We start from the raw sequence: 24,796 nt of genomic DNA, 5'->3' as shown, positions 1-24,796 counted from the left end.
AATAAAAAATGATAGTATCATTTGATACTATCATTTTTCAATATTCAAACTCAATCCCACCTGCGTACATCAAAGAAAATTCATCATTTTCAATCGATTTCGGGTTGGGGATTTGTCCGTGGCTAACAAAAACCAAAGAATTGATTTCAAATTTAAGATTCATTTCGTTGATTCTGTTGTACAAAACCGGCAGCCACTGCTCGGCAAAAGAATATTCTGCAAAATGCTGAATGCTTGGCTCAAAACCGTACTCCATTAAATCCTGATCAAACCAAATCGTGTTTTGAGATTTGGCAAACGGCGAGACAAAAATATCGTCGTCATCCTCCGTCAGATAATAATTTTCATCTTCATCTACAAAACGGTAAAAATCTTCTTCCGACCTGAAATGGCCCACCCAAAAATCCAAAATCTGTCTGTTCATGCGTCATTATTTAAGGTGTAAAGATAATTATTAAAGCTTAAAAACAGTGATTCACATTGTATCAAATGACCAAAAATCCACGGAAACCTCGTGCCGCGTAGTACGAATCTGCGCCATTATGATACGTAAAAACGGTGTCATATCTTCGGTCACAAAATAAAGCACCACCCAATTTTCTTATATTTTCAGGCGTTTTTATCCAGCTCGATGTTTTCAGATCAAATTCTCCGAGCGTCTGCAAAAAGTAATACTGCTCTTCATTTAGAATTTCAATTCCCATTTCTGAAGCTGCGCTGCTGACATCGTTAGCCGGCTTGTTCTGTTTTCTGGAATCCAAAGCGTTACGGTCGTAGCAAAAACTGCGTCTGCCTGCCGGACTTTCTTTTGAGCAGTCGAAAAAGGTAAATTCATCTTTTTCTTTATCATATTTTACGACATCAGGCTCGCCGCCGGAACTTTCCATCTGATGAAGTGACCACAGTTTTCCAAGACTTTTAACGAGTTTTTCTTGAATTTTATTCCAATCTATGTTTTGATGACGGTTTTTATTTTTCTCAAACCGCTCCTGAAGTACGTCAAGAAATTCTTTGGTTTCCTTTTCAGTTAAAATTTTTTTTGAAGCCATGAAAATGTGATTTTAGAATTTAGGGAAAGTAAATCAGCTTGTCGTTGATAAGATCGAATTCGTAAATCCTGTCGGTTTCTGGGTCGATATAAAGCCATTGAAATGTATTGATTTTATGCTCAGATTCTGTGTAGAAACCTAATGCGTAATATTCTTTCTCATCTCTCTTTTGCTTTTCAACCGAGTATCCCAAATCTTCCTTGTTTTTTATGGACAGTTTAATCAGATCATTTTTTGAGTTGGCTGCGTAATATTCGGCAAGAAGATACAGATGGTCGAGATAACTCTGTGTCGGAGAATCTTCTGTCGAGTACGTGTATTTAAGTTTTTTGCCATAAACTTTTCTGAACTTCGAAACATTTCCGTCTTTGATTTTTTTCGCTGATACGATCCATTCTGCAATCTCAGGTGTATCGCCGTCGCCCGCAATGTAGATCGTATCATTTTTCCATACGATGGCGATGAGGTCACCGCGCAAAAAGCTCCCGTCGTCATTATTATCGTTGACGTATGAGATTTCGTCTTTTCCTTTTTTACCATTCAGCTGCATATAATCGAAATTGTCATTGTAGTTAACAAACTCGATCGTGTCTCTGTAAACAATATCTTTTTTGTCAGAGGTTTTTGGTTTGGTTTCAGTGTCAACCGTTGTTTCGTGCTGTTTTTTCTGTTCAGTCTGCTTGCAGGACCAAAAAAATATCAGCAGTAAAAATGAAATGCAGATTTTCATATATCTTTTAATTTGTGAATTAAAGATAAGGAAACGGACACGTTTTTAAGTCATTCTTTTTTCGTTTTCGCTCGCGGTAATTGTTTTCTCTAAACGTGAAAGTTTTGTTTTTTCCTGCTTGGCGCTCATAATCCAGTGGATGATCACTTTTTTGTACGATGGTGCCTGTTTTTCAAAAAATTCCCAGGCTTTTTTACTGGCTTTAAATTTCTCTTCAAATGATTTTTCTAAAACTTTGGTTTCGTTCTCATGCGAATAAATTCCGGATTTTGATTCTTTCCGAAGTTTGAATGCTTCAAGACCTTCTTTTTTCATCAATCCTGCTTTCTGCAGTCCTTCCATTTTTCTGATATTCACGATACTCCAGATGCTGCCCGGTTTTCTCGGTGTAAAACGGATGCTGTAACTTTCGTCATCGATCGATTTTCTTACGCCGTCAATCCAGCCAAAACAAAGTGCCTGATCAACAGATTCTGACCACGAAATCGATTGTTTCCTTGTTCCAACTTTATAGAAACCCACAAGAAGTTCTTTCTCTTTCAGATGATTTTCTTCGAGCCATTTGCGGAAATCGAGAGAAATTTTAAAAAATTCTGGAAGCATTTTTTTATGTCTTTAAATTTGAATTTAACTTAATTTCCCAAGCTGACTTGTTTGAGAATAAGTTTAAGAAACTCCGTAAATTAGAATATTTTCAATATTTGGAATATTTAAGTGTTCAGATTGGTTTAAATAGACTAATCGATCTGAAAAAGTTTTTAATTCTTTTTTTACGTTCTGAACCGCATGTGAAAATTCAATTTTATCAAGTTCAATTTGATGTTGAAAAACTGGAGGAGCGTAATTTTCCTGAATTTCTGAATTAAGAAAATCAAAAATCAGCGAGTTTTCAGTTTTGATAACTCTTGGTGAAGGGTGACCCATGTAAAAACTAAATTCGTTTTCTACCAACAAGTTATTCCATTCTTCAATATCTCCCAGGTCACTGCAGCATTGTGGAAAATAGGTATTATTTCCATCAAGTTTTAAAATATAACCACCGTTAAAAGGGCTGTTTAAATCTTCTTTTTTTAAAGTTTCATCTTCGTTTTCAAAAATGAATGTTTTCTGAATTAATTGCAAAAGATCTAAATCTGAAATTTCACTGATTCTGTAAAATGACGAACCTTTAGAATAAGGTTTTAAATCTTTTGAAAATCCAGCTTCTAAATTTGTCTGAATGTGATAACTTTCCCAATCGTCAGAAAATTCCCAATATGGTCCTTCTGTCGGCATTGGGATTTTATTTTCATAATTTGTTATTTCAATTACTGGGATAAGTTCAATTGCCATAATTATAATTGTATCTTAAAATTGATTCTGATAAATTTAAGAAAAATTATTACGAATTAATTGTTGTCTTTTTTTCGCATTTTAACAATGACATCATTGCGATAGATTTAATATGTTCAAAACTGTTTATTCTTCATTCCTTAAAGCGTAAATTTGTGTACCATTCTTTTTAGAATATCTACTATGAACACAACTTTAGAGGCTTACGCCGAAATACAGCATACCGACAAAGATAACTATCCATGCATCACCGTAACTAATGACGAAAATCACGTCAGAATTTACACTTTAAAAAACGGACTGAAAGTTTTTTTGGCTCAGAATTTTGATGCTCCGAGAATTCAGACTTACATTCCGGTGCGGACGGGAAGTAACAACGATCCTGCTGACAATACAGGTTTGGCGCATTATCTTGAGCATATGATGTTTAAAGGTACGTCAAAAATAGGATCTGCAAACTGGAAAAAAGAAGAAGCATTACTTACCGAGATTTCCGATCTTTTTGAGCAACACAAAATCACTTCTGATGCAGATGCAAAGAGAGAAATTTACAAAAAAATCGACGAGATTTCTCAGGAAGCAAGTCACTACGCGATCGCCAATGAATATGACAAAGCGATTTCCTCACTTGGCGCTTCCGGAACCAACGCGCATACGTGGTTTGACGAAACGGTTTATAAAAATAACATTCCTTCAAACGAGCTTGAAAAATGGCTTAAAATAGAGAAAGAACGCTTTTCTGAAATTGTTTTAAGGCTTTTTCACACAGAACTCGAGTCGGTTTATGAAGAATTTAACAGGGCTCAGGATAACGATTCGCGTCTGGTAAATTATGAACTCATGAACGCGCTTTTTCCCACGCATCCAAACGGTCAGCAGACCACTTTAGGCAATCCGGAACATCTGAAAAATCCTTCGATGAAAGCCATTCACAAATATTTTGATGAATATTATGTGCCTAATAATTACGCGATGGTTTTGGTTGGCGATCTCAATTTTGAAAAAACAATTTTACTTATTGACAAGTATTTTGGATCGATTCCGTACCGCGAATTGCCAAAAAAATCTCTCATAAAAGAAAAACCAATCGAAGGAATTGTGGAGCGTACGGTGAAAAGTCCGACCACGCCGCGTTTGCAGATTGCTTGGCGTACTGATAGTTATGGGACGCGCGAGGCGATGCTTGCCGATATTGTGGCGTACATTATGAGCAACAGAGGTGAAGCTGGAATTTTAGATTTAAACATAAATCAGACGCAAAAAATGCTTTGGGCGCAGGCGTATTCTTTAGGCCTGAAAGAGTACGGTTATTTTTCTGTAGTTGCCGTTCCGAAAGAAAATCAGACGCTTTTGCAGGCGCGCAAAATGATTTTGGAGCAGATTGATTTGTTGAAAAAAGGAGATTTCCCGGATTGGATGTTGCCCGCGATCGTCAATGATTTCAAAGTACAGCGCCTGAAAAGTCTGGAAACTGCCGATGGTCTTGCCACAAATCTCTACGAAACCTACATCCGCAACAAAAGCTGGAAGGAAGAACTTGCGGAAATGGATGTTTATGCGTCATTTACGAAAGAAGAAGTAGTAGAATTTGCCAATGATTTTTTCACTGAAAATTATGTTGTCATTAACAAAGAAAAAGGAATTAATGATAAACTGCTTCGGGTAGAAAATCCGGGAATTACTCCGATAAAAATTAATCGCGATGCGCAGTCAGATTTTTTGATAAACATCATTAATGAAGAAAGTGGCGATGTAAAACCTGAATTTATCGATTACGAAAAAGAAATTCATACCGATTTTGTGAAAGATAAAAAGGTGAGTTTCGTAAAAAATAAATACAATGACATCGCGCAGGTTCATTTTATTTTTCCTTTTGGAAGCGATCACGACCGCAAAATTGGTTTGGCGACGCAGCTTTTACAGTATCTGGGAACCGACCGGTATTCTCCGGAAGAGTTGAAAGAAGAATTTTTCAAAATCGGGATTACCTGCGATTTTAAAACTTCGCCGGATCAGATTCTGATCTCGTTGAACGGACTTGAAGAAAATATTATGGAAGGTGTTGCCCTGATGCAGCATTGGCTGGAATGTATAAAACCTGATGAGGATATTTACCGACAGTTTGTAGAAACCGTTTTAGAAAACCGGGAAGCGGCAAAAAAAGACAAAAACCGCATCATGACAGTGCTGGTTAATTATGCAAAATTCGGGAAAGAATCGCGTCAGCTTGATTTTTTATCGAAAGAAGAGCTCGAAGATGCTGATGTGAAATCGTTTACTGAGAAAATTGCTGATCTGATGAAATATCCTTTTCAGCTGTTTTTTTACGGGAAGAATTTTAATCAGTTTAAAAATGAAGTTGTACTTGGAATTGATTTTAAAAGCAAAGAAATTCCTGCTCCGAAGAAATATCCGGAACCGGAAACCGTTGGAAATGTATTTTTCACCGATTACGATATGGTGCAGATGGAACTTAGTAAAATCGGAAAAGGAAAATCTGTCGACATCAATAATCTTGGGAAAATCAATGTTTTTAATGAATATTTTGGCCGTGGATTATCGTCAATTGTTTTTCAGGAAATGCGCGAAAGCAAGAGTCTGGCGTATTCTGCATACGTTTCTTACGCATCAAATTCAAAACTCAATCATCCGGATTATGTTTCAACGTATATTGGCACGCAACCAGATAAACTTCAGATCGCTGTCGATACGCTTGATGAACTGATGCACGAACTTCCGGAAGTGCCGTCTCAGTTTGAAAATGCAAAAAATGCGGCTTTAAAGCAGATTGCTTCCACAAGAATTACCAGAACGAATATCTTTTTTAATACGTTGAAACTTCAGAAACTCGGTGTATCACATGATTACCGAAAAGATATTTATGATCAGATTAAAAATCTAAGTTTTGATGATCTTAAAAGTTTTTACAATGAGACGATTAAGCCAATTACATTTAATGCAGCGATCATCGGAAAGCGTGAAAACCTCAACACCGAAGCTGTAGCGCAAATTGGTGAACTGAAAGAAGTGAGTCTGGAAGATATTTTTGGATATTAGAATCCATTTTACATAAATAAGGCGGGCGAAATCGAAGATTTCGCCCGCTTCTGTTTTAATATAATTCTTAAATTATTTTACTACTTTCATTTCATTAATCAGCCATTTGCTGTCGGCGAATTTATCGACGATGAAAAGAATGTATTTGGTATCTACCATGATGTTCCGGCTGAATCGCGGATCATAGTTAATGTCGCTCATCGTACCTTCCCATTGTCTGTCGAAGTTTAATCCGATCAGATTTCCCTGCGCATCAAGTGCCGGACTTCCGGAGTTTCCGCCTGTCGTGTGATTCGTTGCTGTAAATCCTACCGGAACATCGCCGGTTTTATCTTTATAAGCGCCAAAATCTTTCTTGTCATACAGTTCGATCAATTTTTGAGGAACATCAAATTCATAATCACCTGGAATATATTTTTCCATCACACCTGCCAAATGCGTCTGATAATCGTAGCTTACCGCATCTTTTGGTGTTGAACCTTTCACTTTTCCATACGTGACACGAAGCGTGGAATTGGCATCCGGGAAAAACTTGCGGTCTTTGTCGGTCGACATTTGCTGTGCCATGTATTTTTTCTGAAGGATATCAATCTGCGACTGAATCGACGTAAACTGAGCATCAGCATTTTTTATATACGCTTCTTTCATTGCGGTAAAAAGCTGGTAGATGTCGTCTTTTTTAATCGCTTTTACCAGTTTTTCAGGGTTTGAAAAAGCTTTATCAATTTCAGTTGAACTTAGTGAAGCGCCATTTACTTCAGATCTTCCAGTAATTACTGAGTTTTTAGATAACTCTTCAATCATCTGCAGATTCTGCGTTTCGTTTTTATATTTTTCAAAACCTGCCGGCAGATATTGTGACGAAACTTTATTGGCGTACAATGCAAGAAGTTTTGCGGTTACTTTAGCATCAAGCTCTGCGCTGTAATCTTTGTAAAATGCCGAAAGTCGGTTTTTGAAGGCAGTAGTGCTTTTCTCATCAGTTTTTCCGGCTTCATAAGCAGTTACAAAACCTGAGTATAAATTCGCAAGCGTCAGTGTTTCAGCATTTCTCACCACTTCCGAATAATAAGCATTCGTCAAAGCAAAAGGTGCCTGATCGTTGTAAAGTTTATTAAGCCCGTCAATTGTGGTTTTAATTTCCGGATTTTTAGCAATCAAAGAGGCTTCATATTTCTGTTTTTTCTGAACCGCGTTTGATTTTTTTAAACCTTCCACTTCGCCAATCCATTTTTTCCAGTAATTGGCTACCGATGCGTATTTTGATGCGTATTTAATTCTCGTTGCATCGTCAGTACGCATTTTTTCATCTAATGTTTTCAAAGCAACATCACGCACTGCAATTCTCGCAGGATCTGTGTCCGTCATGATTTTCTGCACAGCGATCGCCGGAAGATATTCTGTCGTCCGTCCCGGAAATCCGAAAACAAATGTGAAATCGTTTTCGTTTTTATCTTTAATGGAAACCGGAAGAAAATGTTTCGGTGTATATGGAATATTGTCTTTAGAATATTCTGCAGGCTTATTGTCTTTTCCGGCGTAAATTCTGAACATCGAAAAATCTCCTGTATGTCGAGGCCAAACCCAGTTGTCGGTATCGCTTCCGAATTTCCCTATGCTCTGCGGCGGTGCACCTACCAAACGCACATCTTTATACGTTTCGGTCACATACGCATAATATTTGTTGCCATAATACATTGAACGAACCATCACCGACTGATAAGGCTCGGTTTTTTGCGCAGCTTTATACGCTTCGATATTGGCAGATATTTTTTTTGAAAGTTCAGGCTCGGCAAGATTCGCTGTTCCGTTCAAAGCCTGTGCGGTAACTTCTTTAATATCAACGATGAAATCAACTGTAACTCCCGGATTAGGAAGTTCACCACTCATATTTTTAGCCCAAAAACCATTCGATAAAAGATCGTTTTGAACGGTTGAATGATACTGAATCTGACCATAACCGCAGTGATGATTGGTCAGCAAAAGACCTTTAGGCGAAATAATTTCTGCCGTACAGCCACCGTTGAACTGCACAACTGCATCTTTAATACTCGGTTTAGTGGTACTGAAAATATCTTTTGCAGAGATCTTCATTCCTAAATCCTTCATTTCCTTTTCATTAAGTTCCGTAGGAATCCACATTCCGCCGTATTGCTGCGCCATTCCCAGAGAAAAACTGAAGAATGCGGCGGCAATAAGAATATTTCTTTTAATCATGCGTAAAAAATTTTGTCTAAAATACACCTTTTAATCTTTTTATGAAAAGAAAAAACCTTTTCAAAATGATGAAAAGGCTCGTTATATTTTAAAATTTATAGGAAATTATTTTTTCGCTCACATTCAGACTTTCAATAAATTTTTCGTGCTTTTTATGGTTTCCTGTAAGCCGCCAACTGGTCGTAATGCTTTCCCGATCGGCGGACTGGCGCAATAGTGCAAACCGTAAATGATTTTCATTAAACAGTTTTTCGCAATATTTCAAATCCGAAACAGCTTCGGTCTCAATTGTATATTCTCGGATTTTATGATTAGAATCGATGAAATTCTGCAGATAGGTCAGCGAGTTTAAAATAAAAATCACGAGCATCGTTCCGCAAAGTGAAAGATAAACGTAGCCGCTTCCGACTGCCATACCGATTGACGCTGTTGCCCAAATCGTTGTTGCCGTTGTGATGCCTTCAATTTTATTTTCATTTTTAAAAATGACGCCGGCACCGAGAAATCCAATTCCGGTAATGATATTTGCCGCCAAACGGTCAGGATCGTGAATACCGATTTTGAGGGAAAGAATCGTGAAAAGACACGCGCCGAAACAGACGAGAATAAACGTGCGCAAACCCGCCGATTTGTTTCTGTATTCACGCTCGGCACCGATGAAAAGTCCAAGAATCACCGAAATGAATATGAGTGCCAACTCGTTTTGTATTGAATGGTCGCGGAGAAAATCCATGGTTTATTTTTAAGATAAATTTACGCAAAACTTTAAAATCATCGTTTTTAAAGAAAAAAACTGCCGTGAGAGGCAGTTTTATAGTTTTGATCAAAGTAGAAAAAATCAGTTTTTAATGAATTTTTCCGTTGAAATTTTATCTTTTGTAAAGATTTTAATGAGATAATCTCCATTCGGTAAATCTGAAACGTCGATCTCTTCATTGTCAGAAACTGATGTTTTTAATATTCGTCCTGCAACATCATAAATCTCGGTTTTCACAATTTTTTCTTTCGATCTGATCTGCAAAACATCATGCGCCGGATTTGGGAAAATACTGAATGACTGATCTTTTTTCACCGTTTCGTTTGTTGCCAGTAAATTCTGAACAGTTGTCGCGTACGTGTTTGTGAAGATCGGCGCGTTGTAATCAAAATAAATTTTTGCCGTGTTGCTGAACGTACTTCCCAAGACAAGATTTGCTTTTGTTTTAATTTTAAAAGTGACATATCCGTCATTCGCAGCATCCAGGAAAGGCAGCTGAATGTTTTCAAAAATAAATTCTACCGTATTGCTACCGGTAATTCTCGTCACGAAATTATGGCTGCCATTCAGCGGAACTAACGTCGAAAGATCAAATTTTGAAAGATCTATATCATCTTTCACCACGATATTCTGTGCGTTTGCGGTTCCCGTATTTTCAAATCTGATTAAGTAATGCACGTAATTTCCTACCTGCGAAGGCGAAATTGTGGCACCTTCAAGGCAGGTTTTGTCATTTGGATCAAAGGAATTGACAACCGTCTGATTAAGTGTAATCAGATTGTCGGTCGGCGTTTCATCGGTTGCACCGTTGATCTGTGACGAATAATTTAAAATATTTCCACCAAGAAGCGGCGGATTTTGCGTCGGCATATTCAGCGTAAAAGTGACTGTGATTTCTCTGCTTTCAAACGGAAGAAGGTTAGAGAAATTCCAATTTAAAACGCCGGTCGTCTGTGCATTTGGTGCAAGTGTCGACGTAAGAAAATTCATCAGATTATCATTAAAATTATACACCAAAGTTCCCGATTGTGAAGCGGTGCCCTTGTTTTTGTAAACGATTTTATATTTTGCATTAAAACCAGGTGCCGCAGCCGTGATCGGGATAATCAAAACTTCAAGATCATTATGATTTCCATTGGCCGTCAGGCAGAAATTCTGCGTGAGCGGACTCGTCATTGCAGGTAAATTCGCAGTAAAACTGGCAGGAGAAATATTAAAATAGGCAGGATTTTCCAAAATCGGCGTGATGGCGTGCGTTCCAGCCTGTACAGGAATAGAATAGTTGCCTGAATTGTTTGCGATGATGCTTCCTGAAGTGGTGCCGTTTGCGATATTGAATTTTTGCAACGCTTTATTTTGATCATTGGCATCGCAGTCATTATTATTGCTGTCATACTTCGTGTTTCCCTGAATAGTGTACACGGTACCACCAGGGATAAACGAGCAATAAGTGTTGACAGTAGCTGTATAAAGACCATCAGCATCTAAGTTAGAACGAGCCAATTGCTGATCTTCCGTATCGCAGCAAAGATAGACTAGTGGATTGTTTTCCAGAAAAAAATCACCGGGAAAACTTTGCCCTCCATTCTTAATATTTACAGTCTGTAAATTATTGTTTGATAAATATACGCTGCTGATGATTGGATTTTGACTGAGATCGATCGATATTAGATCGTTATTTATTGCACTTATAGTTTGCAGTTGAGGCAGTGCAGATAAATTTAAATTTGTTAGATTATCATTGTTTACCAGAATGGTTTTCAGCGATGGTACTGTTGTAAGAGTAAGTAATGATAAATTATTGTTGTTACTTGCGCTAATTTCTTGCAGTAAAGGACAATTAGTAACAGTCAAATTACTAAGATTATTACTGTATACGTTTAAATAAACTAAAGACGGAAGATTTGAGAAACTCTGATTGGTAAGTGTGATGTTATTAGTTACCGTGAGTTCATTTAGAAGATTCAAATTTTGTAGAGAAAGCGAATTCAAGTTATAAAGTCCAATTATCTGTAAATGTACAAGGTTTGGAAAATTAGCGATACTCAGACTGGTTATAGAATTTAAGTTGAATAAACGAAGTGTTTGAAGATTCGTTAAAGAACTGATATTAAGATTTGAGATAGACAGTTCTGCAACCTTTAGAACTTTCAGATTGCTGAAACTTGAAATTCCGGTTATATTGGTAATTGTAATACCCGAGAAATCCAGCCGATACACTTGTGATGCTTCAGTATTCTCTATTTCACCATTTTGATTTACATCGATAACGATATTTTGGCCTGCATCATTCTTAGCGATACCGTTTGTTGTATTTGCGGAAAGGAGTTTAGCTTTAAAATTGCTGTCAGGAAAGGTAATAATTTGTGCTTTAAATAAAGAAGTGATGACAATTAAGAATAATAGATAGATTTTTTTCATTGAATATATGTTTTCATCCGCAATATTACTAATTATTATGAATGGAAAAATATTTATATAAAATTTTATGATAAATACTTATCTGATCAGGTCCAAAAACTCCTGCTCATCAAAAATCTCAATCGTCCCAATATCCTGCGCCTTCTTCAGTTTGCTTCCGGCTTTCTCGCCCACCACCAGATAATTCAGGTTTTTAGAAACTGCCGAAATGTTTTTCCCCCCGTGTTTTTCTACCATTTCTTCTGCTGATTCTCTTGTGAAAAGGGATAGTTTTCCGGTAAATAAAAACGTCTTTCCTTCCAAGGCATTAGACAAAACTTCATTGGTGTTTTCGCCTTTTTCAAGCTGTACGCCATACGATTTTAAGCGCTCAAGCATCAGAATATTTTCCAGATTTTGAAAAAATTCGACGATGCTTACCGCGATTTTCATTCCGATATCTTCCACCTGACACAATTCTTCTGCGGTCGCTTTTTTCAAATCATCGATTGTATTGAAATTCTTTACCAGTTTTTTCGCGACCGTTTCGCCCACGTGTTTGATGCCGATTCCATACAACACTTTTTCAAATGGAATTTCCTTTGATTTCTCAATGCCGTCAATAATATTTTGAGCTGACTTTTCTGCCATTCTTTCCAGCGGCAAAATCTGCTCTTTGGTTAAAGCATAAAAATCTGCCGGATTCTCAATCAGCCGTTCTCTGTAAAGCTGTTCTATGGTTTCACTGCCCAGATTGTCAATGTTCAAAGCCTTTCTGGAAACATAATGAATCATTCTTCCAACAACCTGCGGCGGACAATGTAAATCGTTCGGACAGAAATGTATTGCCTGATCTTCCACTTTTACGAGTTCGGTTCCGCATTCCGGGCAGTTTTTAATGTATCCGATTTCCTTGCTGTTAACTTCGCGTTTTTCCGGATTCACACCAACTATTTTAGGGATAATTTCGCCACCTTTTTCCACGTAAACAAAATCGTGCTCGTGCAAACCTAGTTTTTTAATAATGTCTTCGTTGTGAAGTGATGCACGTTTTACCGTTGTTCCGGCTAATAAAACAGGTTTCAAATTCGCGACAGGCGTAATCGCACCTGTTCGGCCAACCTGATAGGTTACTTTCTCAAGTTTTGTTTCAACTTTTTCGGCTTTAAATTTATATGCCATCGCCCAACGCGGTGATTTTGCGGTATAACCCAGCTGTTGTTGTTGCTTCAGCGAATTTACTTTAAGCACAATTCCATCGATCTCAAAAGGTAATTCATGTCTTTTTTCGTCCCAATAATTGATGAATTCCGTGATTTCCGTTAAATTCTTACACAATTTTGCCTGACTGGAAATCGTGAAACCCCAGTTTTCCGCAGCATTCAAAAGTTCCCAATGGGTTTTTGCCGGAGTATCGCGCGACACAAACTGATAAAGTACAGACGAAAGCCGACGTTTTCGCACTTCGCCGCTGTCCTGCATTTTCAGACTTCCGCTGGCTGTATTTCGCGGATTCATGAAATGGTCAAGGCCGTCTTCTTCACGAATTTTATTGATTTTTTCGAAGTTTTTTCGGGTTAAATAAATTTCGCCTCGCATATAAAAACGTTCCGGAAAATCTCCTTTCAAAGTAATCGGAATATCAGATATCGTCCGTACGTTTGACGTGATCTCATCGCCCTGAAAACCGTCGCCACGCGTCACCGCTTCTGCTAGTTTTCCGTTTTCGTAGAGAATAGAGATCGAAGCGCCGTCGTATTTCAGTTCAGCCACAAATTCTACAGGTTCATGGATGGTTTTAATGATTCGCTTTTCCCAGTCGGCGAGATCGTCAAAATCATAAGAATTATCCAGAGAATACATTCTGAATTCATGCTTCACGGTTGGGAAAATCTTCGTCACGCCGCCGCCAACGCGCATGGTTGGAGAATTGTCGTCGTGATATTCAGGGTGTTTTGCCTCAAGATCCTGAAGCTCTTTCAGCAGCAGATCAAAATCCTGATCCGAAATGCTCGGCTCATCCAAAAGATAATAATTTTCGTTGTGTTGCGCGAGTTCTTTTCTCAGCTGCTCGATTTTGTTCTTTATGGTATCCGGCATTGTCAGGTTTATTTTCAGCAAAAATAGTGAGTCTTGGTTATATTTTAAGGCTAAAAATTAAGACAACGTTTAAAATTTGTTGATATGATTTTAAAATGCAGTTGATCTGCGGAATGTACATTTGTAGCCGGCCGGTTTTCGGTTATTTAATTATGTTGAAGTTTTAAAATATGAAAAAGATTATCTTCGGAGCACTGTTTTTCAGTCTCCAAATTATGAATGCACAAACGCAAATCATCGCGCACCGCGGTTTTTTTCAGGCGCAGCCGCCAACGACAGAAAATTCTCTGCAGTCACTGAAAAATGCTCAAAACTTAAAAATTTACGGTTCCGAATTTGATGTGAGAATGTCGAAAGACGGCATTTTGGTGATCAATCACGACGAGCATCACGCGAAAATGACGATTGCTGATAGCGATTTTAAAGATCTCCGTGCGGTAAAACTGTCGAACGGTGAAAATCTTCCGACGCTTGAAGAATATCTCGGGCAGGGAAAAAAAGATAGGTCTTTGAAATTAATTGTAGAAATAAAACCGGCGCAGACTCCTGAACTGGAAAACGAATTGGTTTTGAAAACGCTGAATGTGATTAAAAAAATGAAGCTGGAAAATCAATGCGAATTCATTTCATTCAGTTTACATATCTGCAAAGAAATAAAGAAAGCTGAGCCGAAATTTAAAGTGCAGTATCTGAATGGCGAACTGTCTCCGGCTGAAATTAAAAAACTTGGTTTAGACGGAATCGATTATCATTACAGTGTTTTTGCGAAAAATCCCACGTGGATAGCGGAGGCAAATAGTCTGGGTTTGATCACCAATGCATGGACGGTAAATGATGAAAAAGTTTTTCAGTTTTTGAAAGAGCAGAAAATAAATTTTGTCACCACCAATATCCCGGATCAGCTGAAAAAATAAATAGAAGATTTTAATTTTAATATAGATCTGCATTTGAAAAAAGTGCAGATTTTTTTATGCCTGAAATTTAAGTGTAAAAATGGTTAAGAACCAGGAAAAGTAGGATAAACGTTGGAGAAAACAGCATTAAGAATCATTCATTCAGGTAAGCATTTAGTAATGAAAACATTAAGAGCTGTGTTAATCATAAATTAATATGAAGTTTAAAAATCCTTTAAAATATGTTAAAATGATATTAAAACGATAGCAATAAACTCATTCTAATTTTGCGCCAACAAAAAGGTAGGTAATGCGTAAAAATACACAGAAGATTTTGATGTTTTCTATCGTTGGTTTTTTTGGAGCATCGGTAAGTGCCCAGGAAGCTGCGAAGAAAGACACCATCAAAAATATCGATGAAGTAGTGGTAACGGCTTTGGGCATCAAAAGGCAAGACAGATCTTTGGGCTATGTGGCGGAAACGATAAAATCTGAAGAAATTCTTCGGACACAAAATAACAACTGGGCGCAGGCACTCGAAGGCCGTGTGGCAGGTTTGAAAATTCAGACGGCAGGCGCAGGGCCGCTCGGAAGTTCTTTAATAAAACTTCGAGGTGACGTTTCATTGAATGCCAGCGAAAATAATGCATTGATCGTGGTTGACGGTGTTCCGCTGAATAACAATACGACGGGAACAGGATACTCTTCTTACGGCGCAGGTTCGAAAGCGGATTTGCCGATCGATTACGGAAACGGCATCAACACGATCAATCCGGATGATATTGAATCGATAACGGTTTTGAAAGGTGCAACCGCTTCTGCACTGTACGGTTCGCGTGGTGCGGCCGGTGCGCTGATGATCACAACAAAATCCGGTAAGAATAAGAAAGGGAAAGTTCAGGTGAGTTTAAATTCATATTCGAGCTACGATTCTGTGCTGCGATGGCCTGATTATCAGTATGAATATGGGCAGGGAACGTTGCAGCGAAATACGGCAGGCGAATATTTTTATTCTTACGGCGCATCTGCTGACGGTGTGAATACAGGAAGTACGAGCAGTGCTTTCGGGCCGAAATTTATGGGGCAGTCATATTTTCAGTACGATCCAACCGTGCAGGGACAAAGCCTCACGAGACAGCTGTGGCGACCGTACAAAGATAATATCAAAGGTTTCTGGGAAACGGGAACGACATTTTCAAATAATGTCGCGATCGAATCTTCTAATGATAATACTTCTTTCAGATCGTCACTAACTTATCTTCAGAACGAATGGATGATGCCAAATACAGGTTTCGACAGATTCACCGCGGCATTTTCAGTTGATCATAAACTGAGTGAAAAACTGAAAGTAGGGATTAAGCTTAATTACAGCAAAACCAAAAGCGACAATCTTCCCGCAACAGGCTACAGCAATCAGTCGATCTCGTATTTTATGATCTTCCAGAATCCCAATGTTGATCTTTCGTGGTATCGCCCGATCTGGAAAAACGGACAGGAGCAGATCGATCAGATTCATCCATTCAGCTCATTTATCGACAATCCGTATCTCATCGCATACGAAATGCTGAACGGCGTCGATAAAAACTTCATCACAGGAAACGTAAATCTAAATTATAATATCGCAAAGAATTTTGATGTGATGGTGCGTTCCGGGATGGAATTAAACAACGAAACGCGTACCCAGAAAAGACCGTGGAGTTCAGCAAATTTCCTTCAGGGAATGTATCGTGAACAGCATGTGCGGCTGATGGATTTGAATAACGATGTCTTATTTACCTATAAAAACTCATTTAAAGATTTTGATTTTTCTGCTTCTGCAGGAGCCAACATCAGGTATACAGAATACAGATTGAACGATTATCAGGCTGAAAATTTGCTGAAGCCTGGTCTGTACACTTTGCCAAACGGAGGTTCTATCGTTTCAAGATTGGCAAAACCAAATGACAAACAGGTAAACAGTGCGTACGGTCTTGTGACTTTAAGTTATCAGAATAAAATTTTCCTTGATCTGACGGCGCGAAATGACTGGAGCAGCACGCTTCCACAGCACAACCGCTCTTATTTTTATCCCTCGGCGGCAACTTCTTTTATTCTTTCGGATATTTTTAAACTGACCTCAGATAAATTTAATTACTGGAAGCTACGTGCTTCCTGGTCGCGAGTAGGAAACGATACGACACCTTATCAGCTGATAAAATATTACGCAAACAGCGATTTTAGCGGTTCGGTTGAAATTCCTTCGCAGTTTCCAAATCCTGATCTGAGGCCTAATATGATTACGACGATAGAAGGCGGAATGGATTTCAGTTTCCTTAAAAACAGAATCGGTTACAATGTGACCGTGTATCAAAACAATTCTAAGGACCAGATTATTTCGGTGCCTGTACTTTGGGAATCGGGTTACAGCCAACGGGTGATCAATGCGGGAGAAATCAGAAACCGCGGTATAGAGATGACTTTAAATACATTTCCGGTAAAAAATAAAAACTTCAGCTGGAGTGTAAATGCCAACTGGTCTTTAAACCGGAATAAAATTTTATCGCTTCCGGAAGAATTTAAAGGCGAGCCATATACGGTCAGTCAGGTTGGCGGTGTAGTGTATTTTAATGCTGTTGTCGGTGGTTCACTGGGTGATCTTTACGGTTACGGTTTGATGTATTCGCCAGACGGACAGGTAATTTATAATGCCAATGACGGACTTACGGCAAAACCAACGCAGCTCAAAAGAATTGGCAACGCGTACCCAGAATGGCGCGCGGGAATTCAGAACGAATTCAGATACAAAAATGTTTCGGTAAGTTTTTCATTCGACGGTCAGTACAAAGGCATGGCGTATTCGCAGTCGCACCACAAAATGTCGGAGCAGGGAAAACTCGGTCATACATTGATCGGAAGAGACAATCCGGGAGGTTTAATCGTCGGTCAGGGTGTGGTACAAAATCCAGACGGATCTTTTTCGCCAAACACCAAGGGAATTCCCATTTCAACCTATTACGGAGATTACTACCGCCGCGCCAATGTGGAAACCAATACGTTTGATACTTCTTTTATAAAACTCAGAGACGCGAGAATTTCTTATTCTTTCCCGAAAAGAATTACAGAAGATTTAAAAATTACCGATCTCACGCTCGCACTTTTCGGAAGAAATCTTTGGATGTGGACGAAGTTTCCGCTTTTCGATCCGGAAGCAGCAACGCTCAACGACAACCAAATCACACCTGGTGTAGAAGTCGGTCAGCTGCCGAGCGCACGCACCGTAGGAATTCAGCTTAATGTTAAATTTTAATGAATTAAAATCATGAAAAAAATACTTTTAAATACCGTTTTAGTCGTTGCTGTAGGCTTTCTTACCATTTCCTGCGACAGAAATCTGGATGAGGTGAATGTTGACAACAGCAGAATAAATCAACCAGTCGCTTCAAAACTTCTGGTGCCAATTCAGTACAATATGTCTGCAGTCAATTATATGCGCGCCAACGATTTCACGTTTGATCTGATGCAGGTTTCGCTCGATTTTCCGAATGAAGGAAATACACTCAGCCGCTACAATATCACAGAAAATACAGGATCTGGATATTGGAACAACAGCTATAAATGGCTGAAACAGATAAAAGACATGCGCGAAGCTGCGATTCGGGACAATGATCCGAATTATCTCGCGATCTCGATGGTGCTGAATGCGTTGATGTATTCAAATCTTACCGATACTTTCGGCGATGTGCCTTTTTCCGAAGCTTCAAGTCTGGATGATCAGATTTCGCAGCCGAAATTTGACCGTCAGAAAGATATTTATGTGACTTTGCTGAATGAACTTCGCACCGCAAACTCGCTTTTCGTGACGACAAAACCGCTTACCGGCCCGGATCTTTTCTACAAAGCAGAAACTGATGCCAACGGAATTCTCTACTGGAAAAAATTCTGCAACTCGCTTTCTCTGCGCCTTCTTACAAGAATTTTAAGCAAAAACGGCGAAGTAAATGTGAATGAAAGAATTCTGGAAATCGTAAATGATCCTACGAAATTTCCTCTGATTTCGAACAATAATGAGTCTGCTAAACTCGCAGTTTCCGGTGTTGCGCCACTTTTAGCGCCGATTACCAGACCACAGGATTTCACGACAGGAAGAGCGGCTGCAGAATTTTTTGTGGAAACTTTGAAAGCCAATAACGATCCGCGACTGGCACTGTTTTTCAGCCAGGCAAAAAGCATTCCCGCTAACGCAAATATCGGTTATAAAGGTGCTCCGACTGGTTATGCTTACGGAACGGCATTTAATTATCAGCCTTCCAACATGAACCAGAATCTTTCTAAAGCGCCACTTAATATTCTGATTTATCCTTACGCCGAGCTTCAGTTTATTTTATCTGAACTGAGTTTTAAAGGAATTATTACCGGAAGCGCGCAGACATTTTATGAAAATGGTGTAAAATCAATTATCGAGCAGTGGGGCGCGACCGTTCCAGCAAATTATTTCTCGAATACCAATGTTGCTTACAACGGAACTTTACAGCGAATCATGCTTCAGAAGTATGTGGCTCTTTTCTTTGTCGACCAGCAGCAGTGGTTTGAGAAAAAACGTACCGGTTTCCCGGTTTTGCCAAATAACGGTGGACTTCTGAATAACGGAATTATGCCTTCAAGACTGATGTATCCGCCAAATCCACGTGTTCTGAATTCTGCAAATTATCAGGCGGCAGTATCGCAAATGGGTGGCGATAATATCAATGTAAAAATGTGGTGGAACCAATAATCTAAAAATTTAATACAAATGAAAAATATATTTTTGCCGATCATTCTTTTATCAGGATTGGCTATTGCTCAAACTTCCGTTTCAGGATACGTTTTTGAAGATTCAAATAAAAATCAGCAGAAAGAGAACCGTGAAAAAGGCTTACAGAATATCGCCGTTTCAAACGGAACTCAGGTCGTTTTAACCGATCAGAACGGAAAATACAGCCTTCCGATCGCAGACGGACAAACTGTTTTCGTGATCAAACCGGCAGGTTTTATGACGCCTCTAAATGAAAACAATCTCCCGAAATACTACTATCAGTATAAACCAAACGGTTCGCCGGTAGATTTTAAATACAAAGGCTCAGCTCCAACGGGCGCGCTTCCAAAAGAAGTAAATTTTGCTTTAAATAAACAGAAAGAAGAAACTAATTTTGATATTCTTGTTTTCGGAGATCCGCAGCCGTACAACGAAAAAGAACTCGATTATTTCAGAAGAAGCATCGTGAATGAAGTGAAAAATACGAGGAAAAATTCGGTTTTCGGAATCAGTTTGGGAGATTTGGTCGGCGATAATTTAAGTCTTCAAAAACCGTATGCCGATGTGATGAAGGAAGTCGGTTTGCCTTGGTACAATGTGATGGGAAATCACGACATGAACTACGATGCCAAGGAAGATGCGCTTTCTGACGAGACTTTTGAAAGCAACTTCGGGCCTGCAAACTATTCTTTTAATTACGGAAATGTGCATTTCATTGTCTTGGATGATATTTTGTATCCCGATCCGCGCGACGGAAAAGGCTACTGGGGCGGGTTCCGCGATGACCAGATGCAGTTTATCGAAAATGATCTGAAGCTGGTTGATAAAAATAAACTGGTCGTGGTTTCACTTCATATTCCGCTGGAGCATAAATATGAAAATAACTTTAGAAATGCCGACCGTCAGAGACTTTTTGATGCATTAAGTCCGTTTGAGAATGCTTTGGTTCTGTCGGCACACACGCACATTCAGCAGCAGATTTTTTACGGAAAGCAGACTGGCTGGAAAGGCAATAAAGATCTGCACGAATACAACGTCGGTACCACCTGTGGTGACTGGTGGTCGGGAACGTCTGATGATTTGAATCTGCCGACTTCTACGATGCGCGACGGAACGGCGAAAGGATATTCTTTTATCAGTTTTAAAGGAAATCAGTATAGCGTAAAATATAAAACAGCTGGCAAACCGGAAGATTATCAGATGCAGCTGTATTTGCCGAAAGTGGTTCCTTATCCTTCAAAAACTTCTGCTAAAATCGTGGCTAATTTCTTTATGGGAAGCAAAAGCGATGAGGTTTTGTACAGAATCGACGGTGGAAAATGGGAACCGATGGAATTTACAGAAATAATTGATCCTAATTTTGCACAGTCAGTGTATAAATGGGATGCGACCAGCAAACTTTTCCCGGGAAAAAGACCTTCAAACCCAGAGCAGTCTACACATATCTGGATTGCAGGATTTGGAAATAAACTCACACAAGGAAAACATACTGTTGATGTGAAAGCAAAAGATATGTATGGCAACGAATATTCTGCCAGCGAATCTTTTGAAGTGCAGAGCGGAACACAGATTCCATAATTTTTATTTTTTCTTCACGAAGCCGGCCCGAAAGAGCCGGTTTTTTATTGATTTTAAGAATGAGACCGACCAGATTTATCTCTCGCAAAAGTCGGTTTTGCCGATTTGATATTTGTAAATTTGTGCATCAAAAAATTAAACAAAATGAATATCAGCGGAAAAAATGCAGTGATTACAGGTGGAGGAAGAGGTTTGGGAAAGGCTGTAGCACTGGCTTTGGCCAATGAAGGTGTAAATATCGGCATCACGGGCAGAAACGAGGAAAATCTGAAAATGACAGTCGATGAAATTCAGAAACTGGGTGTAAACGCAACATATGCAGTGTTCTCAGTTGACAACGAAATTCACGTAAAGGCAGGAATAGAATCGATTGCAGAGCATCTTGGCGGCATCGATATTTTAATAAATAATGCAGGTGTCGGCGATTTTGGAAGCATTGCAGAGATGTCTTCCGAAGTTTGGGAACAGGTGATTAAAACCAATCTTTTTGGCGTTTATTACACCGCGAAGGCCGTTTATCCTTTTTTAAAGGAGAAAGGTGAAGGCGACGTGATCAACGTGGCGTCAACTGCAGGTTTGAAAGGCGGACCGAATATGTCGGCTTACGCGGCATCAAAAGCGGCTGTAGTTTCTCTTTCGCAGTCGATGATGGCGGAATGGAGAAAAGAAAATATCCGCGTGGTGACTCTTACGCCAAGTACGATTGCGTCTGATATGAGCATCAACGGCGGACTGACCGACGGAAACCCAGAAACCGTTTTGCAGCCGGAAGATTTTGCAGAATGGGTTCGTGATATTTTGAAAATGAACCGTCGCGCGATGATTGCCAACGGATCGATTTTTTCAACAAATCCTTAAGAATTTAATTTAAATATTGATTTATAAAAGCGGGCATGAGTCCGCTTTTCTTTTTTAAATTATTTTTTGGCTTTAAAAAATCTTTGAGGTTAACTTTATCTATTCCGTCACTTTCAGTTTTTAATAATTATTTTTGCAGCAAATTATTTACATGCAAAATTATCTGGAATTTGATTTTAAAATAAAACCGCTTCAGCCCTGGAACGAAATCTTAATGGCCGAACTGATCGAAATCGGTTTCGACAGTTTTACGGAAGAAATTAACGGCATTTTAGGGTATATTCAGAAAGATCTATTTAATGAAAATGAGTTAAAATCTTTGCCGCTTTTTCAGAATGAAAACGTAGAAATCGAATACAGTTTCAAAGAAATGCCCAACATCAACTGGAATGAAGAGTGGGAAAAGAATTTTGAACCAATCAATATTGACGATAAAGTTTTGATTCGTGCCGAGTTTCACGAATCTGTTCCCGGAATGCACGAGATTGTAATTCAGCCGAAAATGTCTTTCGGCACAGGTCATCATCCCACAACCCATTTGATGATTCAGCAGATGATGGATATCGATTTTAAAGACAAAAAAGTTTTAGACATGGGTTGTGGAACTTCGGTTTTGGCCATTTATGCAAAACAGATCGGCGCCGGAGCAACCAAAGCGATAGACATCGACGAATGGTCGGTAGAAAATTCGAAGGAAAACGCTGAGAGAAATGGAGTAGAATTGGATATTGAGCTGGGAACAGCGGACAGTTTAGGCAACGAAAAATTTGATATTATTTTGGCTAATATCAACAGGAATATTCTGATTTCTGATATTCCGACTTACGTTTCAGTTTTAAATGAAGGAGGAAAATTACTTCTTTCTGGGCTGTGTTTCTTCGATGTGGATGATATTTTGGAAGTCTGCAGAGAAAATGGTTTGGAACCGAAAAAGAAACTGCAGCGCGAAGAATGGGTAAGTTTGCTGCTTGAGAAATAACCTTAAAAATCTCGTTATGAAAGGCATTTTCACTATTATACTTCTATTCATTATTCAGGTTTTTTCTGCGCAGGAAAAAGATTATGCTTACGCAAACGGAGTTTTCCGGTTTGAGGAGAATAAAGCACAAAAAGTCTTTACAGACTGGACGAGAGTTAGGCAATCACCAAGCGTCGATGCGCAAATTCTGGATTCTTTGCAAACCAATCAACAGGTTTTGATCATTAAACAGGATGAAACTATTTTAAAATTAGGAGAGCGAATAGCAAACTGGTACAAAATATCTTATCAGAAAGATGATAAAACTTCTGAAGGTTACGTCTGGGGCGGAAATCTATGTGTAGGTTATAGAAATAAAAATGGCTACGATTTTCTTTTTGGCTTAACGAAAACAGTAAACAAAAAAGACAAACAATATCCTGAAATCATTATTAATCAAAATATCGCTGCTGTAAAAGTAGTAGAAGGAAATATGTTGATTGATGAGGCTTCTTTTGAAACAGGGTCGGGTGAAAGTCTGAGCTATGGAACGTTCAATATTGAAAGTAATCATAAACTGCAAAATGTAGAATTGACTTTAAAAGCAATGGTTTCGGGAGAAGCTTGCGGAATTGCAGGTTATGATCAATATGTTTTGTTTAAAGACAAAAAATTGATTGCTCTGCCTCAATTGATGAATGTTGGCGATGCCGATGTTTATTACCACACAGAAGAATTTATTTTCCCCAATGACAAAGGCGGAGTTCCAAATGCTTTCATATTTAAAATGGAGGAAATGGAAAAAGATGATAAAGACCGTGAGAAAAAGAAAAAGGCTTCAAAAACCTATCTTTGGAACGGAAATTCTTATAAGTTGAACTAAAATTATTAATCATCAATTTGAAAACCACTGTATATTTACGGTGGTTTTTTTGTACTTAAAATTTAATTTTCATGAAATATTTTGTCTAATTTCTTGAACATATATTCTGATGGAACTCATATCGATTTTAAATTTTAGGATATTTTGATGATGACAAAAGCTTGGAAAAGCGCGAAAAAATGCTTTGAAGCTTTCAGGATGGAGAACTTATTCTGAAGGATTTATTATCAATAGATATCAGTTGAACAAAATTCATTGGGAAAACGAATTTGATATGGTTATTGGAGACAATGGAATAGAATATTTAAATGAATTAGGTGTTATTACTGAAGGCTGCAGATCAATAAAAGAGTTGAATTTAGAATATATTTTTTAAATAAGGCACACCTACACAATTCATAACTTTTTAGATGATGAAAGAATAATCGGAGTCTTTTTAGATGAAAATAATCCTTAAGAAATCGTAGATGATCTCAAAAATAAGCAAGGGTTTAAAGAGCATCAAGACGATTTTATAATTGGTAGATTTACTTTAAATAACCAATTGTAGACTACAGGTTTTTAAACTGTATAAAGAAATTTAAGTAAAGTTTATAAGAGAAGTAAATAATAAATAAAAAAAGAGAAACCAATAATGATTTCTCTTTTGTGAGCGCGAAAGGATTCGAACCTTTGACCGTCTGCTTAGAAGGCAGATGCTCTATCCAGCTGAGCTACGCACCCGAAAATAGTTTTTGAAAAGTCGGGGCGGCAGGATTCGAACCTGCGACCTCCTGGTCCCAAACCAGGCGCGATGACCGGACTACGCTACGCCCCGATTGATGGTCATCTAAACAAGTTTTACCTTGTTTTTTGTGGGTGCAAATATAGAAATATTTTCCGAACTTCAAAAAGATATTTTCAAATTATTTTAAAAAATAATCGAAACCCAACGCTGAAGTTATTTTATGAGAATTTTATCTTTAAGCCAAAATCAATTTTCAGCGAAATCTAAACAAAAAAAGAGAAACCAAAATCTTGATTTCTCTTTCTGTGAGCGCGAAAGGATTCGAACCTTTGACCGTCTGCTTAGAAGGCAGATGCTCTATCCAGCTGAGCTACGCACCCATTGTAATTTTGAGAAAATTACTAAAACTGTCGGGGCGGCAGGATTCGAACCTGCGACCTCCTGGTCCCAAACCAGGCGCGATGACCGGACTACGCTACGCCCCGA

General features: G+C 38.6%; 18 protein-coding genes and 4 tRNA genes. 9 read left to right on the top strand and 13 right to left on the bottom strand.

Annotated features, from left to right (window positions below; genetic code table 11):
• Window positions 1–37: 37 nt before the first annotated feature.
• From ASG01_RS10465 to ASG01_RS10445, 5 genes are all read right to left on the bottom strand, one after another.
• A complete protein-coding gene (locus ASG01_RS10465) occupies window positions 38–424 on the bottom strand; it encodes an immunity 22 family protein (RefSeq protein ID WP_055863425.1) in 387 nt (128 codons plus the stop codon).
• Between the two features lie 61 nt (window positions 425–485).
• On the bottom strand, window positions 486–1,049 hold the full coding sequence (locus ASG01_RS10460; protein ID WP_055863423.1) for a DUF4256 domain-containing protein: 564 nt from the start codon (window positions 1,047–1,049) through the stop codon (window positions 486–488).
• A 19-nt stretch (window positions 1,050–1,068) separates the two neighbouring features.
• Window positions 1,069–1,779, bottom strand: a complete 711-nt coding sequence (locus ASG01_RS10455) for a hypothetical protein (RefSeq protein WP_055863422.1) — start codon at window positions 1,777–1,779, stop codon at window positions 1,069–1,071.
• 45 nt (window positions 1,780–1,824) lie between these two features.
• Window positions 1,825–2,382: a YdeI/OmpD-associated family protein gene (locus ASG01_RS10450; protein WP_055863419.1), complete on the bottom strand. Its 558-nt coding sequence runs from the start codon at window positions 2,380–2,382 to the stop codon at window positions 1,825–1,827.
• 63 nt (window positions 2,383–2,445) lie between these two features.
• Entirely contained in the window at window positions 2,446–3,111 is a 666-nt protein-coding gene (locus tag ASG01_RS10445) for a hypothetical protein (protein ID WP_055863416.1), read from the bottom strand.
• A 183-nt stretch (window positions 3,112–3,294) separates the two neighbouring features.
• Here ASG01_RS10445 and ASG01_RS10440 point away from each other — a divergent pair, with 183 nt between their 5' ends.
• Window positions 3,295–6,168, top strand: a complete 2,874-nt coding sequence (locus ASG01_RS10440; protein ID WP_055863414.1) for a M16 family metallopeptidase — start codon at window positions 3,295–3,297, stop codon at window positions 6,166–6,168.
• A 72-nt stretch (window positions 6,169–6,240) separates the two neighbouring features.
• Here the strand turns inward: ASG01_RS10440 and ASG01_RS10435 are convergent, their stop codons facing one another.
• The 4 genes from ASG01_RS10435 to ligA all read right to left on the bottom strand — a co-directional run bounded on the left by ASG01_RS10435 (window position 6,241) and on the right by ligA (window position 13,642).
• Window positions 6,241–8,385, bottom strand: coding sequence for a S46 family peptidase (locus ASG01_RS10435; RefSeq protein ID WP_055863412.1), 2,145 nt, complete (start codon window positions 8,383–8,385; stop codon window positions 6,241–6,243).
• Between the two features lie 88 nt (window positions 8,386–8,473).
• Window positions 8,474–9,118, bottom strand: a complete 645-nt coding sequence (locus ASG01_RS10430) for an MgtC/SapB family protein (RefSeq protein ID WP_055863410.1) — start codon at window positions 9,116–9,118, stop codon at window positions 8,474–8,476.
• Between the two features lie 105 nt (window positions 9,119–9,223).
• Window positions 9,224–11,563: a T9SS type A sorting domain-containing protein gene (locus ASG01_RS10425; RefSeq protein ID WP_055863408.1), complete on the bottom strand. Its 2,340-nt coding sequence runs from the start codon at window positions 11,561–11,563 to the stop codon at window positions 9,224–9,226.
• A gap of 78 nt (window positions 11,564–11,641) precedes the next feature.
• Window positions 11,642–13,642: an NAD-dependent DNA ligase LigA gene (ligA, locus tag ASG01_RS10420; protein ID WP_055863406.1), complete on the bottom strand. Its 2,001-nt coding sequence runs from the start codon at window positions 13,640–13,642 to the stop codon at window positions 11,642–11,644.
• A 170-nt stretch (window positions 13,643–13,812) separates the two neighbouring features.
• Between ligA and ASG01_RS10415 the strand changes: the two genes are divergently transcribed.
• The 8 genes from ASG01_RS10415 (at window position 13,813) to ASG01_RS15905 (ending at window position 23,959) form a co-directional block, all read left to right on the top strand.
• A complete protein-coding gene (locus ASG01_RS10415) occupies window positions 13,813–14,556 on the top strand; it encodes a glycerophosphodiester phosphodiesterase family protein (protein ID WP_055863404.1) in 744 nt (247 codons plus the stop codon).
• A 289-nt stretch (window positions 14,557–14,845) separates the two neighbouring features.
• Window positions 14,846–17,821 (top strand): SusC/RagA family TonB-linked outer membrane protein, encoded by a 2,976-nt coding sequence (locus tag ASG01_RS10410; protein ID WP_055863403.1) that lies wholly within the window; start codon window positions 14,846–14,848, stop codon window positions 17,819–17,821.
• Between the two features lie 12 nt (window positions 17,822–17,833).
• Window positions 17,834–19,285 (top strand): SusD/RagB family nutrient-binding outer membrane lipoprotein, encoded by a 1,452-nt coding sequence (locus ASG01_RS10405; protein ID WP_055863401.1) that lies wholly within the window; start codon window positions 17,834–17,836, stop codon window positions 19,283–19,285.
• A gap of 18 nt (window positions 19,286–19,303) precedes the next feature.
• On the top strand, window positions 19,304–20,884 hold the full coding sequence (locus tag ASG01_RS10400) for a calcineurin-like phosphoesterase C-terminal domain-containing protein (protein WP_055863399.1): 1,581 nt from the start codon (window positions 19,304–19,306) through the stop codon (window positions 20,882–20,884).
• A 144-nt stretch (window positions 20,885–21,028) separates the two neighbouring features.
• A complete protein-coding gene (locus ASG01_RS10395) occupies window positions 21,029–21,742 on the top strand; it encodes a 3-ketoacyl-ACP reductase (protein ID WP_055863612.1) in 714 nt (237 codons plus the stop codon).
• A gap of 151 nt (window positions 21,743–21,893) precedes the next feature.
• A complete protein-coding gene (gene prmA, locus ASG01_RS10390) occupies window positions 21,894–22,721 on the top strand; it encodes a 50S ribosomal protein L11 methyltransferase (protein WP_055863397.1) in 828 nt (275 codons plus the stop codon).
• Between the two features lie 16 nt (window positions 22,722–22,737).
• Entirely contained in the window at window positions 22,738–23,583 is an 846-nt protein-coding gene (locus ASG01_RS10385; RefSeq protein ID WP_055863609.1) for an SH3 domain-containing protein, read from the top strand.
• A 184-nt stretch (window positions 23,584–23,767) separates the two neighbouring features.
• Window positions 23,768–23,959: a hypothetical protein gene (locus ASG01_RS15905; RefSeq protein ID WP_131725360.1), complete on the top strand. Its 192-nt coding sequence runs from the start codon at window positions 23,768–23,770 to the stop codon at window positions 23,957–23,959.
• A gap of 273 nt (window positions 23,960–24,232) precedes the next feature.
• Here ASG01_RS15905 and ASG01_RS10380 read toward each other — a convergent pair.
• From ASG01_RS10380 to ASG01_RS10365, 4 genes are all read right to left on the bottom strand, one after another.
• Window positions 24,233–24,306: transfer RNA gene (locus ASG01_RS10380), tRNA-Arg, on the bottom strand.
• Between the two features lie 19 nt (window positions 24,307–24,325).
• Window positions 24,326–24,400 (bottom strand) — tRNA-Pro (locus ASG01_RS10375).
• A 216-nt stretch (window positions 24,401–24,616) separates the two neighbouring features.
• A tRNA-Arg gene (locus ASG01_RS10370) sits at window positions 24,617–24,690 on the bottom strand.
• A 30-nt stretch (window positions 24,691–24,720) separates the two neighbouring features.
• Window positions 24,721–24,795 (bottom strand) — tRNA-Pro (locus ASG01_RS10365).
• Window position 24,796: the final 1 nt, after the last annotated feature.

The organism is Chryseobacterium sp. Leaf180 (assembly GCF_001424585.1).
In the GTDB taxonomy this organism is placed as follows: domain Bacteria; phylum Bacteroidota; class Bacteroidia; order Flavobacteriales; family Weeksellaceae; genus Chryseobacterium.
This window is presented reverse-complemented; position numbering and strand designations above follow the sequence as displayed.